Annotated in this window: 13 protein-coding genes and 6 pseudogenes; 1 reads left to right on the top strand and 18 read right to left on the bottom strand. The window is 36.8% G+C overall.

All coding sequences use genetic code 11. The features are described from left to right. Positions 1 to 148 precede the first annotated feature (148 nt). The 11 genes and pseudogenes from DT250_RS03425 to DT250_RS03470 form a co-directional block, all read right to left on the bottom strand. Positions 149 to 389: pseudogene (locus tag DT250_RS03425) on the bottom strand (DUF3947 family protein). Between the two features lie 170 nt (positions 390 to 559). Beyond that, positions 560 to 760, bottom strand: coding sequence for a hypothetical protein (locus DT250_RS03430; RefSeq protein WP_149212519.1), 201 nt, complete (start codon positions 758 to 760; stop codon positions 560 to 562). A 143-nt stretch (positions 761 to 903) separates the two neighbouring features. Further along, positions 904 to 1,341 (bottom strand): hypothetical protein, encoded by a 438-nt coding sequence (locus tag DT250_RS03435; protein WP_255449978.1) that lies wholly within the window; start codon positions 1,339 to 1,341, stop codon positions 904 to 906. A gap of 435 nt (positions 1,342 to 1,776) precedes the next feature. Next, positions 1,777 to 2,172 (bottom strand): hypothetical protein, encoded by a 396-nt coding sequence (locus DT250_RS03440; protein WP_149212520.1) that lies wholly within the window; start codon positions 2,170 to 2,172, stop codon positions 1,777 to 1,779. Positions 2,173 to 2,370: 198 nt separating this feature from the next. Further along, on the bottom strand, positions 2,371 to 2,823 hold the full coding sequence (locus tag DT250_RS03445; protein WP_149212521.1) for an SMI1/KNR4 family protein: 453 nt from the start codon (positions 2,821 to 2,823) through the stop codon (positions 2,371 to 2,373). Between the two features lie 12 nt (positions 2,824 to 2,835). Continuing rightward, positions 2,836 to 3,378 (bottom strand): annotated as a pseudogene (locus DT250_RS03450) (HNH endonuclease); the annotation flags it as partial. Between the two features lie 309 nt (positions 3,379 to 3,687). Further along, positions 3,688 to 3,846, bottom strand: coding sequence for a hypothetical protein (locus DT250_RS31570; RefSeq protein ID WP_179952826.1), 159 nt, complete (start codon positions 3,844 to 3,846; stop codon positions 3,688 to 3,690). A gap of 247 nt (positions 3,847 to 4,093) precedes the next feature. After that, on the bottom strand, positions 4,094 to 4,585 hold the full coding sequence (locus DT250_RS03455; RefSeq protein WP_149212522.1) for an ankyrin repeat domain-containing protein: 492 nt from the start codon (positions 4,583 to 4,585) through the stop codon (positions 4,094 to 4,096). 253 nt (positions 4,586 to 4,838) lie between these two features. Continuing rightward, positions 4,839 to 5,096: pseudogene (locus DT250_RS03460) on the bottom strand (helix-turn-helix domain-containing protein); the annotation flags it as partial. A gap of 217 nt (positions 5,097 to 5,313) precedes the next feature. Beyond that, entirely contained in the window at positions 5,314 to 7,059 is a 1,746-nt protein-coding gene (locus DT250_RS03465; RefSeq protein WP_149212523.1) for an ABC transporter ATP-binding protein, read from the bottom strand. Next, on the bottom strand, positions 7,056 to 8,813 hold the full coding sequence (locus DT250_RS03470) for an ABC transporter ATP-binding protein (RefSeq protein WP_149212524.1): 1,758 nt from the start codon (positions 8,811 to 8,813) through the stop codon (positions 7,056 to 7,058). The genes DT250_RS03465 and DT250_RS03470 overlap by 4 nt, the downstream gene beginning before the upstream one ends. A 333-nt stretch (positions 8,814 to 9,146) precedes the next feature. On the opposite strand from DT250_RS03470, the gene DT250_RS03475 reads away from it, so the two are divergent. Then, positions 9,147 to 10,016: a LysR family transcriptional regulator gene (locus DT250_RS03475; protein WP_097817184.1), complete on the top strand. Its 870-nt coding sequence runs from the start codon at positions 9,147 to 9,149 to the stop codon at positions 10,014 to 10,016. Positions 10,017 to 10,316: 300 nt separating this feature from the next. Here the strand turns inward: DT250_RS03475 and DT250_RS03480 are convergent, their stop codons facing one another. The 7 genes and pseudogenes from DT250_RS03480 to DT250_RS03505 form a co-directional block, all read right to left on the bottom strand. Then, positions 10,317 to 11,786, bottom strand: coding sequence for a glutamate decarboxylase (locus DT250_RS03480; protein ID WP_149212525.1), 1,470 nt, complete (start codon positions 11,784 to 11,786; stop codon positions 10,317 to 10,319). A gap of 154 nt (positions 11,787 to 11,940) precedes the next feature. Next, positions 11,941 to 12,174 (bottom strand): annotated as a pseudogene (locus tag DT250_RS03485) (IS4 family transposase); the annotation flags it as partial. A gap of 114 nt (positions 12,175 to 12,288) precedes the next feature. After that, on the bottom strand, positions 12,289 to 12,507 hold the full coding sequence (locus DT250_RS03490) for a hypothetical protein (protein ID WP_149212526.1): 219 nt from the start codon (positions 12,505 to 12,507) through the stop codon (positions 12,289 to 12,291). 280 nt (positions 12,508 to 12,787) lie between these two features. Further along, positions 12,788 to 12,979: pseudogene (locus DT250_RS32630) on the bottom strand (FtsX-like permease family protein); the annotation flags it as partial. A 150-nt stretch (positions 12,980 to 13,129) separates the two neighbouring features. Further along, positions 13,130 to 13,279 (bottom strand): annotated as a pseudogene (locus DT250_RS32090) (ribonuclease); the annotation flags it as partial. 18 nt (positions 13,280 to 13,297) lie between these two features. Next, entirely contained in the window at positions 13,298 to 14,200 is a 903-nt protein-coding gene (locus DT250_RS03500; RefSeq protein ID WP_149212527.1) for a hypothetical protein, read from the bottom strand. A gap of 93 nt (positions 14,201 to 14,293) precedes the next feature. Further along, positions 14,294 to 15,277 carry a hypothetical protein gene (locus DT250_RS03505; RefSeq protein WP_149212528.1) on the bottom strand — a complete coding sequence of 328 codons (984 nt, stop codon included), beginning with the start codon at positions 15,275 to 15,277 and terminating at the stop codon, positions 14,294 to 14,296. Positions 15,278 to 15,516: the final 239 nt, after the last annotated feature.

Genomic DNA, 15,516 nt, shown 5'->3' on the forward strand with positions numbered 1-15,516 from the left:
ATTATAAAAGCCCATGCATTTATATACAATTATAGCTAGAATAGTAATATATTTAATTTTAATTCATAATACATGAATCGCTTCTTATAATAGCACTTTGTAATTGCGCCCTTAATTAAATACACAACTTTATTTCCCCTATATATTTTTATCCATCGTACACAGCTTCATATAGGATTGTTGAAAAAGAAATTCCGTATAGCGTAATATGATGCATAGGGTAATAATTTCCTTAAATGAATAGTACGGCTGTATGCCTTGTTGCATTTGCTACTTACTTGTGATGCTTGTTGAATAGCTTGAATTGCACTTTTTCCTCCACTATAAGTAATACCCGCCGTACTATATGGACGCATTCTAACTCGGGTATCAAAATATGAATAAAACATTATTATTCAACTCACTTCCATATAGGTAATTGCAAAGTATGTTATTCATATTAATTTCAGTGTATGCTAAAACCTAGCCCCTTAGCCTTTATTCAAATGACGTTTTTGTTAAAAGTTGTCTTTCTTATCGATGCATATGTAAAATAAAGGACTCCTGGAATACAAGGGTCCTATTTATCTCCATCCTTTAATATATTATTTTCAGGAAGTTTTCCAGCTGGATCAAATAATCGTAATCTGCTTGTGTCACTCATATTTGCTTCATTTAATATGATCTTCTGTCCTTGCACATTTGCTTTTTTCATTCCGCTAAGTGGTCTTATATCTGCATTTGCATTTGCAGTTAAATTCAAACGCTTTATATTTTTCAAATTACAGTTTCGCTGTAGTTAAATGCTAATGGGTAAAGAAACCCTATAATAATATAATCAAAACAAAGGAATTCCTTTGTTTTGATTATATAGGTACCTATTTTCAATTTCTAAGTAGCCAATTTATATAGTATATGTATTGGTTACCTTGGATAAATTATAATATTATTTGAAATTAGTTTTCCTATAGGCTGTGTATGAGCGGCATCTTTGTATAATTGAACCATAATAACTGTAGTTTCTTTTTCGCGAACATTACCTATTTTTAGTTGTTTTTTTGGAGTTTTTGAAGAAAAACTTCCAACAGTTGTATCATGTGCTACAGACTCTAGGCCTCTATCTGTTAAAGCCGCATCATAATACATTTTACTACAATTTCCTTCTGCCTCTAATTGCATACCCACGGTTTTATTATTGGACTTATATTCAGTTTGATCAGTATTCACTCTAGCTTTACAATTGTTACCTGCAGCTGTCACTTTATACCATCCTCCCGATGCAGCTTCAGCATTTCCAGATGAAATGAAAATACAACCAAACATAAAACTTAATCCCAATAAAACTTTCATATAATGTTTCATAAATTTATCCCCTTTCTATTCATTTATATAAACATTAGCATATTTATTTAAGATTTGGTTATTTTTCCTATATTTATCGATTAATTACAGAATTTTATGTTAACGATGGTGTTTCTTTGTTGGTGTATTTTCTTTATTTAGTGGCAGACCAATAAATTTTCTAGAGCTATTACATTAATCGTTTATATACATCTAATATGTACAATATAGCACTTAATTAAATTGCATAAACTAAAAAAGACGAGATGTTCCAACATCTCGTCTTATAACTATTACTGTTAAGGTGGTTGTTAATATTCATTATCTTTTTTAAGCCCACTCACATTTTCTTAATCTTAAGTTGATGGTCATGTATGGTGACTTCTATTATACTGGCATAATGTTTAGTTGTTTACTATCCCCTATTTGGATGTCCCCTCGCTATATTCTTATCTATCAATAATATGCGTAAAAATTACCATATACTACTTCATCTGAGTGATTTGTAATTTTTAATTCATATGTCCCTTTTTTGACATTTTTAAATTTAAGTATTTTAGATTTGCCTTTATAAGTTCCATCTATTGAATCAGATTCTTCATTCTTACTATCAACATTTATTAATGTATATTCTACATTAACATCTGTTGTATCATCTGAGTATTGTACGGCTACTATTTCTACATCTCCATTACTTTTTAGATAAATTTTTTGCTTCCATGTATAACTGTCTCCAGGACCTACTCCTCGGGTATTTTTAAAATGTGTAGATTTTGCTGCTGCTGCTGAGGACGCACCAAAAACTGTGAAGCATAAAAATAAACTCAGAATACTTACTAGTACTTTTTTCATAATAGTCTTCCTCCTAAATGATATTCTTTCTTTTCAACAAAATATTAACATTAGGATGAAATGAAAACATTTTAAATTTTAAATAATTAGTGAATTTGATATTGAGAAAGTTTTTCTGCATCAGAGAAAACGGATGATGGTTGGAAAATTAGTAAATCAAAAAAACGGTCTAGAATTCTAGACCGTTTTTTAGTACCCTCAATCTTCTTCTTCGAAATCACGTAGACTATCAAGCAATCCTGTAAATGTTGAGCAAACAGGGTATATTGCTTCCTCTATGTTTTCCTCCTCGTGCTCCCAAAATACTACTGTTGGTGATTCAGGATTGCTACGGTAATCAAAACACAGATGATTCCCAAATGAATCCTTACCAAAGGGATATACTTTATTTGCTAATCTATCTTTTATATCATCATAAACTTGAATGATTGAATTTCTACTTTCTAAATCAAAAGTTAAAAGCTTACTAAATACATTCTCATCCTGTTCGGGTACATCAAATATTTTTGGTCTTGGATAACCACTATCATATTTTTTTACACATTCTACAAAATCCATAGGGAATTTAATATTGAAATATTGCTCTACTTTCTGAATGTTTTCATTTGTAATTTCTTTTTTGTTTACTCCAATCCAAGTAACGTTGCTCATATATACTCCTCCTTACTTATCGCTGTCTTTTCCCCCAATTTTATATCCACCAGTGTGACCTGTTTTCCTATGTGTTTCATAATCAACAAGTTGCATTCGTCCTGCTTCTTGATGATGATGCCATGAATAATTTTCTGGTACCTCGCCTAGCTTAAATAACTCTATTTCTTCTTCTGTGAATTTTGCAGCTAACTTAGGGTCTTTCATTATTTGTTCGTATAATGCTTTACTACATATTCTATCATGTGTTGGTCTAGATTTTTTAAAATCAGCTTCTTTTAATTTAACTTCAGAAAGAGCTTTAAAAATAGGGAAACCATCTAAATCATACCGAATGCCTGTAACAGGATGTTTGTCCCCCGCTAAATCACCCATTCTAAATCTTATTGTCTTTTGGCCATTTGGACCTTCATAAGTATATGGAGCTGCTTTCCGCAAATACTGTTGAATACTTCCTACTCCCGCATATGAAAGATGATTTCCAGCTTTGAATTCATAGTTGTTTAATATATGTAATGCATTTCTGTATGCCGGAGAATTAATTACAAGTGTTTTAAGGTTTTAATTTTCTTTTTATTTATAGTATAATAAAACAAAGAGACAAGTTTCATTTAGGCTCTTTACGTACGAAGAAATTCCTATAATTTTTATGTGGGTCTTCGTATATGCTTTAAATGGAAACATAATCAGCTGGTTTATTGACCCAAAAATAAAAATATGGTATGTTTACAGTAGATTAAATATATATTGAATGCAAATCCAATATATATAAAGTATAGTACTTAACTGAATTGCATAAACTAAAAAAAGACGAGATGCTGTCAACATCCCGTCTCATAACTGCTACTGTCAAGGTGTCTGTTATTATGCATTATCTTTTTCTAGATCCACGCTTGTACTTTGGACGGTGAAGCGTGGGTTTTTTGTTGTCTTTTTTTCGAATTGCTTTCTCAGTGCGTATGCTGAAATCTCACGCACAACTGCTCTTGCAATTTCTTTTAAAAGTTCAAACAAAAATTCCATGTTATTATCCCTTCTTTCCTTCCGAATGGAAAGAAGGGATAATAACAAGCCCACCTTCACACGATATACAGTTATACTTCTACACTCTAAAATAGAAAATATGTCCAATTTTAGTCTGTTCATAATCTTTTAGTTTAGGAATTTTACAAGGTTTTAGTTTACTATAATCTAAATATGTATACTATGTTTCTTGATAACTTCATAATTAACCTTAGTTTGATAGGCTATTTCTGATGTATGCCACCATTTACCGTATTAAATATTCGGCGATTTCGATTTGCCCAAATTCCATAGCATAATCATAGGCATTCATGTTCTTAATATTCTCTCCAGTATATCTAATCGAAATATCTATACCCTTTTCAACCAGGAACTCAACTACATTTTTATGCCCACCATAAATAGCTCCAAATAAGGGATTTCTTTTGGCTAAGCTCACATCTAATTCTGCGCCAGCCCTTACTAAATACTTTACTATATCCAAATTGCCTGATCCTGCCGCTAAGTTTAATGCTGATGAATCAAATGTACCTCCCCTAGCATCAATATCTATACCTTCCTGTACTAGAAATTTAACTATATCAAGATTTCCTTTTTTCGAAGCTATGTGCAACCATGTTCCAAATGAAGTCTTTACATTTATAATTTTAGTATCATTACCTATTAAGTGTTTTACTTTATTAATATCGCCATTTTTAATAGCATTTCTTATGTCTCTATTTACAATTCTTTCATCCAAAATAACCTCTCCTTACATTCATTTATCATCTATTAGTCAATTTTCTAAATCCGATGCATCATTTTCCTTTTTATGTAAAATAAAAGGTTTTTCACAAGTGAACAAGAAAAAACGACCTCTCAAATCCTCTTATAAACAACTTTTATAACTAAGATAGTATAATTAGGTTCGACAATCAAAAAACGCCTTATAAACAAAAATAGACCTGTTAAAATAACTCTATCATTTTCGAGGTCTATTTTTGTTAGAAATTCTATTCTTCTATGTCTTCTTTTACTTCAGCGGATAAAATGTCTTCAGCAAATTTCTTGTAGCCATTATACCCTTTCTTTGCAGCCTTTTTCTTTATTGCTTCTATTACCTTTTCATCAAGATAGAGACTCAAATGCTGCTTTTTTTCTTTCGACTCCTCTTTTGATCTATTTTCAATTCTTTCTTTGAAAATTTCCAAATCGGATTTTAAGTACAATCGTTCAGTAGATTTCCCTTTAGCAATCTCTTTAAAGGGCAATGACAATAATGAGAAATTTAAAGAGACACATTGATTACTCTTATCACTCATTAAAACAATACAACCCCTGATACAATATGACTTCACTGTATCAGGGGTAATTTTTGATGTTGCACTATCTTCTAACACATATGATAAATTTAGTTATAACATGATGGAGATTAGTTAGGCCAAGATCCTGTCCACGCATTATGCGCACTTTTGGAATGGTGGTCTACTAATCATTAACAGCCGCGAATTGGCTGTTATACAGTTTGGCGTAGTAGCCGCTACGCTCCAGCAACTGCTCATGACTCCCGCTTTCGATGACATCCCCGTCCTTCATGTAGAGGATCATATCTGCCTCACGGATCGTCGACAGACGGTGAGCGATAACGAAACTCGTTCTGCCTTCCATCATCTTCAGGAACGCCGCCTGGATACGAATCTCCGTAAGCGTATCAATGCTGCTCGTTGCTTCGTCGAGAATTAGCATAGGCGGATCAACCAGCATAACCCGAGCGATTGTCAATAGCTGTTTCTGTCCCTGGGACAGGCTATCGCCTGAGCCATTGATTACTGTATCATAGCCCTGCGGCAACCGCTTGATGAAGCTGTGGGCGTTAGCTGCCTTAGCGGCTGCAATAATCTCCTCCTCGCTAGCATTCGGTTTTCCATAGGCGATATTGTCATGAACTGTCCCGTCAAAAAGCCAAGTATCCTGTAGCACCATCCCAAAGGTATGGCGTAAGCTGTCACGGGCCATATCTTTAATGTTAATACCATCTATCGCAATCTCGCCGGCATCAACATCATAAAATCGCATTAACAGATTCACTAACGTTGTCTTGCCTGCACCCGTCTGTCCCACAATAGCGACACGTGTTCCTGGTTCAACAACTAGGTTCAAATCGGTAATAAGGGGACGGTCAGGCTGGTAAGCGAACTTCACATGATGGAATGTAATCGTCCCCTGCTTAGCCGGGATATGAACTGCATCTTCAGCCTCCGGTGACTCCGCTGATTCATCAAGTACCTGAAAGATACGTTGCGCCGAGGCCGTAGCTGATTGCAACTGTGTAATTACTCCGGTAATCTCGTTGAACGGTTTAGCGAACAGATTGGCATAAATCAGGAAACTCGATAGTCCCCCAACCGATATTCTAGACATAATGACCATAATACTCCCAATTAAGGCGATGATTGAGAAGGTAACATTGTTCACCAAACGGGTGGATGGATTCGACAGAGAGCTGACGAATTGTGATTTTACCCCTGTGTGATACAATTCATCATTTCGCGCTGTAAACTCCGCAAAAGAGTGATCTTCATAACGGAAGGCCTGAACAACCTTTTGCCCGCCGATCATCTCCTCGACATAGCCATTCAGCCCACCCAATATACGGGCCTGATCACGAAATAGCTGCTGGGAGCGCATCGTGATGAACCGTGCTACGAAGAAAGTCACTGGTGCAGATAACAGTACAACCACGGTCATGAGCGGATTCGTATACAACATGAGAGCGATCGCCCCAATGATTGTAACAACACCGGTTAATAATGTGGAGAATCCCTGCAGCAACCCGTCCGATATGGCATCCATATCGTTTACGAATCGGCTGATGCTGTCCCCTTGCGGATGATTATCATGATATTTCAGTGGCAGTACATTCAGCCTGTCGAACATTTCGCTGCGCAAATCGTTTACTGTTTGATTAGCAAGCCGATTCGTAAGATATGTCAACAACCAACCAAACAAGCCTCCGATGAGATACACCAGACTAAGCTGTATAAGTAGTCTGAAGATATCCGCGAACTCAACAGCACCCTTGCCGACCATATGATCGATCGTAATCCCAATCATAAATGGACCGATCAAGCTGGAAGCTACGCTAATAATCGCACTAATGAAGGCCCAGATTGTATACCTTTTATATTTTCCTGTATAAATTAGTAGTCTTCCCCATGTTTGCTTCATGTTCATTGTTGTCCTACCTCCTCATTAGAGAACTGTGAGCGGCAAATCTCTTGATAGACACTACAATCTCGCTTGAGTTCAGCATCGGTGCCGATGCCAGCAATCCGTCCGTCTTCGATGACTATGATTTTATCCGCCTGCTGCACGGTGCTAACCCGCTGCGAGACGATGAATACCGTAATTCCCTGGCTGTTTTCCCGGATTGATCTTCTTAACGCCACATCTGTGGCAAAATCAAGTGCACTCGAAGAATCATCAAGGATAAGAATATCGGGACTGGCAACAATTGCCCGGGCGATTGTTAAGCGCTGCTTCTGACCACCCGACAGATTAAGTCCGCCCCTGGAAACCAGAGTGTTATAGCCTTCTGGCATTTTCGTTATGAATTCATCGGCCTGGGCAATGATAGCTGCCCGTTTGACCTCTTGTTCCGAAGCTAATTCGTTACCCCAGCGAATATTATCGGCAATCGTCCCTGTGAAGAGCAGTGCCTTCTGTGGAACAATCCCGATTTTTCCACGTAGCTCATGTAGACTATAATCCCTTACATCAATTCCGTTGACGAGTATTTGTCCCGAGGTAGCGTCATAAAATCTCGGAATCAGGTTCACAAATGTAGATTTTCCTGAACCAGTACCACCGATAATCCCCACAGTCTCACCACGTTTTATCTCCACTGATATATCTGTCAGTGCCGGTTCACTCGTTGTACTATAACCGAAGGTAACATGATTAAATGTAACAGCTGGAACATCCTTTTTGTCTTCTATTTTTGCTGCAGACTGTTTTCGCTCCTCAAGCACAAGGTCAGCAATGGAAGGAACGGTTTCGAACACCTCATTGATCCGTGATGCTGAGGACGCTGCCTTTGTAAAAATAATAATTAGATTCGACACGACAATCAAAGCGAGCAAAATTTGCGTCACGTAGTTAATAAAGGCGATGACCTCGCCAGAAGATAATATTCCCGCATTAATGTGGAAACCACCAATCCATAGAATAGCGATAATCGCACCGTTGACAACAACAGTCGTTACCGGATTAAGCAGAGCAGACACCCTCCCTACTCGGATTGCAGTGGCCGTAATGTCGTCGGAGGCTTCGCGAAATCTCGCCTTCTCGGCCTGTCTCTTGGCGAATGCACGAATGACACGAACTCCCGTCAAATTCTCGCTCAATACTAGTGCGATTCTGTCCAACTTCTTCTGGTATAACCGATACATAGGTGCTGTCTTGGTAATTATCAAATATAGAATAATAGCAAACACTGGTGTTGTCGCAATCAGAATAAGCGCTAGTCTAAAATCAAGCAGCATCGACATAATGATTGCACCAATGCAAATGAACGGGGCACGAATCACAAGCCGAATCAGCATCGCTACTGCAATCTGGAGCTGATTGACATCATTTGTGATACGGTTGATCAATGATGGTGTCCCAAAGCGGTCAATCTCAGTATAAGACAGCGTCGAGATATGCCGGTACAGCGTATTACGCAGTATTGTACCGAACCCCTGCGATGCCCGGGCTGCATAATATTGACAAATCAGCGAGCTACCGAAGCCCATTATCGACATGACGACCATTAAACCACCCATCTTCCATACATAAGCGATATCATGCCTGCCTATTCCATGGTTCACAATTAGGGCCACAATCGTCGGCAGAAGAAGCTCGAAAATTGCTTCCACCAGCTTAAAGAAAGGGCCAAGAATACTTTCCTTCTTGTAAGGTTTTAAAAATGTTGTGAGTCTAAACAAAGTATCATCCCCATCATAATTGATATAAAGGTCGCTTTTGATTATGAAGTGATTTCGATATCGAATCTTGAATTCACCTGGGCATTCCGGCGCTCACGGACAAACTATGTACGCTCCGCTCCTCACAGCCTAGCTTCATCCAAATTTCTCAATACTAAAAAGCGGCAACTCTGAACTTGGACTAAAATATTCAATTTAATGCAATTCAAAAGGTTTGACGAAATTTATTTACCGGATATGATTAAAAAATAACATAACATCTTCCATATTAATAATATTTGATTAGTATCTAATCTATATGAAATTAATATGGAAATTCAAAAGGAGAACCTTATGGACATTAGGCAATTGAAATACTTCCTGATGATTGCGGAAGAAGGCCAGATTACATCGGCCGCCAAAAAACTACAAATGGCTCAACCCCCGCTCAGCCAGCAGCTTAAGCTGTTGGAGGAGGAGCTTGGCGTAAAGCTGGTAGAGCGCGGTGCACGCAGTATCCGACTCACGGACGCCGGGGAGATTCTGCGCCGCAGAGCGCAGCAAATTGTAGATTTAACTGATTCGACGTCAAGAGAGGTCAGTGACTTTGCCAAAGGATTGAAGGGAACATTGGCAATTGGAACGGTTTCCTCCTCTGGAGCAACTTTATTAAAGGATAGATTATCCGAATTTCACAAGGCTTACACCGGAATTAAATTTGAAATCCATGAGGGAAACACGTTCAGGGTCATTGAATTGTTACAGAGTGGGGTCATCGAACTGGGAATCGTCAGAACTCCCTTTCATAATGCGGGGATGGGATACAAATGTGTGGAAAACGAGCCGATGATCGCCGTGATGACCCCGGAGCTAGACTGGAGCAGCGGGCGGGATGCAATCCAAATCGAAGAGCTGCACGAGCGCCCTCTAATCATTTACCGCCGATTCGAACAGCTGATTCGCGAGACTTGTCAGAAATCCGGCTTCGAACCAAACCTATTCTGTAAAAATGATGATGCACGTACCACCCTACAATGGGCCAATGCCGGCCTCGGAATCGGAATTATCCCGAAATCCGCGTTTGAGCTGGCGAACCACAGTAGTCTGATCTATAAGGAAATCGACAGTCCTTCGCTCCAGACCAGGATCGCGGCAATCTGGATTAAGGACCGTTACATGTCCTCATTGGCCAGAAAGTTCCTGGAAAGTTTCAGTAAGGAATAATAAAATAAAGGAGTGAACTGACTGTTCACTCCTGCTCTCTCCAAATCTTTGAGGGCTTTTTTGATCTTTTCATGAGGAAAGATCAGGCGCCTCTGATTATTTATTTATAACTATTTTTTAATTAAAAAGGAAATAGCTGCAAACTGGGCGTGTGATTTGATATTGTAAAGCTCTCTAGTATCAATTCGCTCATCATCTACCATCATGTATCCCATAGCTTTTCTGTACCACTTTCCTGTGGATATCTCGAAAAATGATTGCTGGTTAACTCAGCTTAATGACGACGAAATTTGCCCCCAATTAGTGATGAAACCCATTATCACATTTCGTATCATGTGGCATAGGCCCATCAAGGGAATCCAGAAAGGCAACGGCCTGTTTGAAGTTCCTCAAAAATAAATGCGCGAGATCCATGGAAAATCCGTTTCGAACCACAACGCGCATAATCGTCACCGTTTCCATATCGGGAGGTAATGGATAGGCAGGTACTTGCCAGCCGAACACACGCAATTGTCGAGATAAATCATAAAGATTCCAGTTTGATGTGTAACCATCTTTCAATCGCCAAGCGAAAACAGGAATATCCGAACCATCAGACAAAAGTTCGAACGGTTTCATCTTCTGAATCGCCTTGCTAAGAAAAAGAGCGACTTTCTGAGAAGCCTTTTGTACATCATAGTACCCACTTTTCCCCAAACGCAGGTAATTGTAATATTGCAGGAGCACTTGTGCACCAGGACGTGAAAAATTCAGGGCAAAAGTCGGCATGTTTCCGCCTAGATATGAGACGCGGAAGATTAGATCCTCAGGGAGATCCTCAGCTTCCCGCCAAATTATCCAACCCAACCCAGGATAGACTAACCCATATTTATGTCCGGATACATTGATGGACTTCACCCTCGGCAATTGAAAATCCCAGACTAAATCTTGTTGAAGAAACGGGGCTATAAATCCGCCCGAAGCCGCATCTACATGCATCGGAATATCGAGTCCCGTCCTCTCCTGTAAATCGTCCAACGCTTTTGCAATGGCGGCAACTGGTTCGTAAAGTCCGGTATAAGTCTCACCGAGAATCGGTACCACACCAATCGTATTTTCATCCACAGCTGCAAGGACCCCCTGAGGATTCAATTGGGGATGCTCAGGGCTAATCTTCACATAACGTGGTTCAATCTCCCAATAGTTCGCAAATTTTTCCCAAACGACTTGAACAGCAGAACTAAACACAATATTGGGACGATCCACCGGCTTCCCCTCGCTTTTACGTGCATTTTGCCAGCGTCTCTTTAACGCAAGCCCCCCGAGCATACATGCTTCCGACGATCCAGTTGTTGAAACGCCCATAGTCGTAAGGGGGCTGGGCGAATGCCAAAGGTTGGCTAAAATGCGGACACACCGTTCCTCAATTTCGGCTGTCTGTGGATATTCATCCTTGTCAATCATGTTCTTGTCGAATGATTTGGCATATAAGTGCTCTGCGGTAGGCTCCATCCATGTACTAACGAATGTTGCAAGATTCAAGCGGGCATTGCCATCAAGAGTAATTTCATCATGGACGATTTGATACGCTGTTTCTGGTAACATGCCTTCATCAGGCATGTTAAAGCGCGGAACGACTGATTCTCCTTTGCGGGCAAACAGAGGATTTACAGAAAATTCGGGAGGCAACTCCATTTGCATGTGACGCGGTAGATATTGTGGATTATCTGGCATGCTCTCTTTTCCTTCATATGTATCATTTTGAACTTCTTCTTTTCGATCTTGTGACATACTATTCCCCCTTAATTAATGGTTTAACAAATATATTATTTACAAAAGAGTATTTGTTAAACCAAGGGGCAATTCTTTTAAAAGGTACTGTCACCATTCAAATTAAAGAAGTATAGTTTGTGATTATAAAGTAGAACTTGATTTATATTACAATATTCATAAGTGTAGCTGTATTTGCATAAAGCTGACTACATAATCGAGTAAGAGAATCGCTTACTACCTGTTGACTAATCCAGATGCATAAAGCAGCCAAATCTCGTGCCCCATACTTACTGCTACGTTTTATAAAACCAGTCTCTTGTGCAAGCTGTTAAAGAATATGTGGAGATAAATAACGCTGTAGTTCTTCAGCAAATAAATGAAACTCATCTTGAATCGATAGATTCATACAAAAACGCCATCCTTTCCTATGATTCTACAGAAAGAATAGCGTATTTTTTCTTTTTATGGATACATTTTTTTAGCTCGATAGCGATATGATGATACCTCAAATATAATAATTTTATTTGAAGGTCTCTTTTAAATTTGTTTCAATTTTTTTCATAGGTTGGTATACAAGAACGTGTAGTGATAAACCTATCACTGCAGTAATGTTTAAAATAATACTTATAATCATTAAAGACCATTCTATAACTGGAGAAAAGTATCCATTCGTACTTAATGTAGAAGAACTTACACCAAGTATTAAAATCACTATTAGTAAAGGTAAGTTTTTAACCAATTTAAATCCCCCATTTTAATATAATAATTTTATATTATTATATCACACTATTTTATGTAATTAATATAAGATAGTTATCTATGGGTATTTAACATGTTTTTTCATTTTTGGGGGTGACCTATTTTTTTTGCTTTATAGCGATGTGGCGGTACCCCATATAGAAAAAACCGATTCCCTACACGTTAAGCATATCGGCTTTTGTTCAGTCCATTATTCTTTATTATTTAGAACTTGATAGGTTGTATTTCCTAATTTTATTACGCAATATCAAAAGAATTTATTATTTATACACAATTTTAAAATACGAATTAACGGTTAATACATAATATCCAAAATAGATTATGCAATATGCAATCGTACTAATGGAAATGGGAATAATTATACTATATATAAGCATGTTGTTTATTATTTGCAAAGCAAATAAGCTACGAGTAAGTCCGACTATTATAGGTGAAATAAAATTAGTTCCTACTTTCTTGTCTAAACAATTTAGACAAGAAAGTAGATCCTTCATGAATATCTTTTGTTACTTATGTAGAATTAAATTACATTTTAGTTTAACTACACATTTAATAAGGTTTTACTGAGAACTAAAAAAAGAGAGCATAGCTCTCTTTTTTAGTTATTTACTATTTAGTTTTGTTTCAAATTCAGTTAAATTAATTGAAGCGTTACTATAATTTTGTTCAGAAAGTTAACTAGATTTTCGTGCTACTTTCATTCTATTTTCCATAGGAGCTACATCTCTTATTCCTTGCAATATAGCATTTGCTAACCTTTTTAAAAGTTTTTAGAATTTCACTTGTGCATGTGTAGTAGTTTCTGTAAATTTATCAGATTGACTAGCTGAAACTCCAAACGTAAGAGGTGAAAACGATATAGATGGAGAAACTTGGAATGTTGTTTCTTGATGCAAGTACTTACCATAAGCATCTATCTGAGTTGTAGCTGCTAATTTATCAACTGTATAATAAGAGAATGCGGATAAAGTTAGTACTTTTTCGTTATAACAAGCGTAGGATTTATTAACATCATTAGGTAAATCAATATTTAAAGCATAGCCAGAAGGCCCTTTTGACCATTTGTTGCTGTCCTTGGTATAAGTTGCATTCTTAGATTTAGTTTTATTACAATCATACTTTAGTTTCCATTTTTGTTGTCCGTATTGTGATCCTGGAGAAGGGGCCCAAAAGGAACTGTTAACACCTGTTCCTATAACATCTATTTTTCTATTACTAGGCATAACACTCCATTCTATTGAAGTTTTTACTCTGTACTTTTGTTTCGCTTTTAATGAGACAATATTAGTTGTAACTTTTTTATAAGATGTGGTATTTGTATCGCTAGAAAGTTTTGCCACACCATTGCTTTTTTGAACTCTTTTTGCTTCTTCAAGTTGAATTCCATTTAAATACGTGTTCTTATCAATTTCAATTTCTTTACTTGAATTATTAACTCCATTTTCAGTAACTTTAATAAACTTTTCATTGGTAGCTACAACTTGGCCATCAATTTCTAAGTTTTTCATTATTTCCATTTCAGGCATGTCCGAAATTTCTTCTTTAGTGAAACCTAAAGACTCTAAATGTTTTATTTGCTCTACATTTAGCTCAGCAGCTTCAACTTTAATACCATCCAAATTAAATACTATAAACCCCATCAAAAAACCAACAAACAAGTATATTTTTTTCAAAATAATCCCCCTTAGTTATTTTTATATTTAAATTTAATGATATATATAATAAAGTTGTTGCATTTCAAAGGTTTTACTATTGAATTAGAATTTTTAGAAATCTGCTTGATAAACCATATATCGACCACTAGAAAGGGTAACGAATACTTGGTTATCTTTAATTTTTACTGCAGTGCCGTTAGAAGTATAATTATTTAATTTTGTTTTTGCTTTAACAGAAATTTTATTATTTCCATCAATCTGAACCAAAAGCATCTGACCAGTGGAACTAATTACTATTGCATGTTTATCCTTGAGGGCCACCACTTTATTCCATTTATAATTTTTACTTTCTTGATCAGTCAGTTCTGAACTCTCAATCTTTTCCCCGTCTTTATTAAAAAGGGCGAATTTTGCACCCTCTCCAACAGCTATTATAGTACCATCAGAAAGTCTGTCAATTGACGTAATATCATGTTTTGTTGATCCCCAATCCCCAAAGTTGATTACGTTTCCATTTGTTAGTGACATGACTTGATATTTTCCTTTATCACCTACCATCAAGATCAGGTGTCCACATAACTGAATTGAATCGTTAATATTCCAATCATTTGGCCATTTTCCTGTTCGTGTTACGCCATAAGAATCACCATCAAGAATAGCATAATAACCTTTATCGTAAACTAATAAAAGCCTTCCATCCAATAGTTTCTTAACAAATCTCGGATTACGTTTGTCCGATAATTGCCCTTGTTCAACTAAACCTGCAGATGAATCTACAACTTTCCATTTTCCTGATGTACCCGCAATAAAAAAGTTACCATCAGATGTTTTTACAATGCCTTTTGTAGGAAAAGAAGGTTTGTTCTTTTCATGTGAAACCATTGATCCACCAGATTCAGTGCTTAATACAGCTAAATCAGTAGAATTTCCAACAAAAATAGTATCTCCATCGATATCTACAGCTTCCTGGATAGTGCCATTTCCATCCCATTTATTACTCACAACACCATACAGATTTGCTGCACTTGCACTTGTAGGTAACATTAGTAAAGCGCTTACAAGTAATAATGTAGATAATTTCTTGAATTTAATCATTTTTCCACCCCTTCAAAATATATTTAATAAACCGTATATTAACATATTAACACGACAGAGAATAAAAGGTAAATGCTATAATATATTTATCAATATGATTCTGAATAATCAATCAAATCATTCAATATGTATATTCGATTATGAAGGTTCCTCTTTAGATATTAATAAATATAGATATATCATTTTTATACTTAGCTAATAAAAAAGATAGTCCTGATTCTAATCTCTTTTACTTTTTA

Origin of the sequence: Bacillus sp. AR2-1 (genome assembly GCF_008368755.1) — a bacterium.
GTDB lineage: Bacteria > Bacillota > Bacilli > Bacillales > Bacillaceae_G > Bacillus_A > Bacillus_A wiedmannii.

Bases quoted from the DNA above. Each gene is read 5' to 3' on its own strand.
- DT250_RS03505 (WP_149212528.1), bottom strand. From the start codon at position 15,277: ATGATTAAATTCAAGAAATTATCTACATTATTACTTGTAAGCGCTTTA.
- DT250_RS03480 (WP_149212525.1), bottom strand. From the start codon at position 11,786: ATGTCACAAGATCGAAAAGAAGAAGTTCAAAATGATACATATGAAGGA.
- DT250_RS03435 (WP_255449978.1), bottom strand. From the start codon at position 1,341: ATGAAACATTATATGAAAGTTTTATTGGGATTAAGTTTTATGTTTGGT.
- DT250_RS03465 (WP_149212523.1), bottom strand. From the start codon at position 7,059: ATGAACATGAAGCAAACATGGGGAAGACTACTAATTTATACAGGAAAA.
- DT250_RS03440 (WP_149212520.1), bottom strand. From the start codon at position 2,172: ATGAAAAAAGTACTAGTAAGTATTCTGAGTTTATTTTTATGCTTCACA.
- DT250_RS31570 (WP_179952826.1), bottom strand. From the start codon at position 3,846: ATGGAATTTTTGTTTGAACTTTTAAAAGAAATTGCAAGAGCAGTTGTG.
- DT250_RS03445 (WP_149212521.1), bottom strand. From the start codon at position 2,823: ATGAGCAACGTTACTTGGATTGGAGTAAACAAAAAAGAAATTACAAAT.
- DT250_RS03475 (WP_097817184.1), top strand. From the start codon at position 9,147: ATGGACATTAGGCAATTGAAATACTTCCTGATGATTGCGGAAGAAGGC.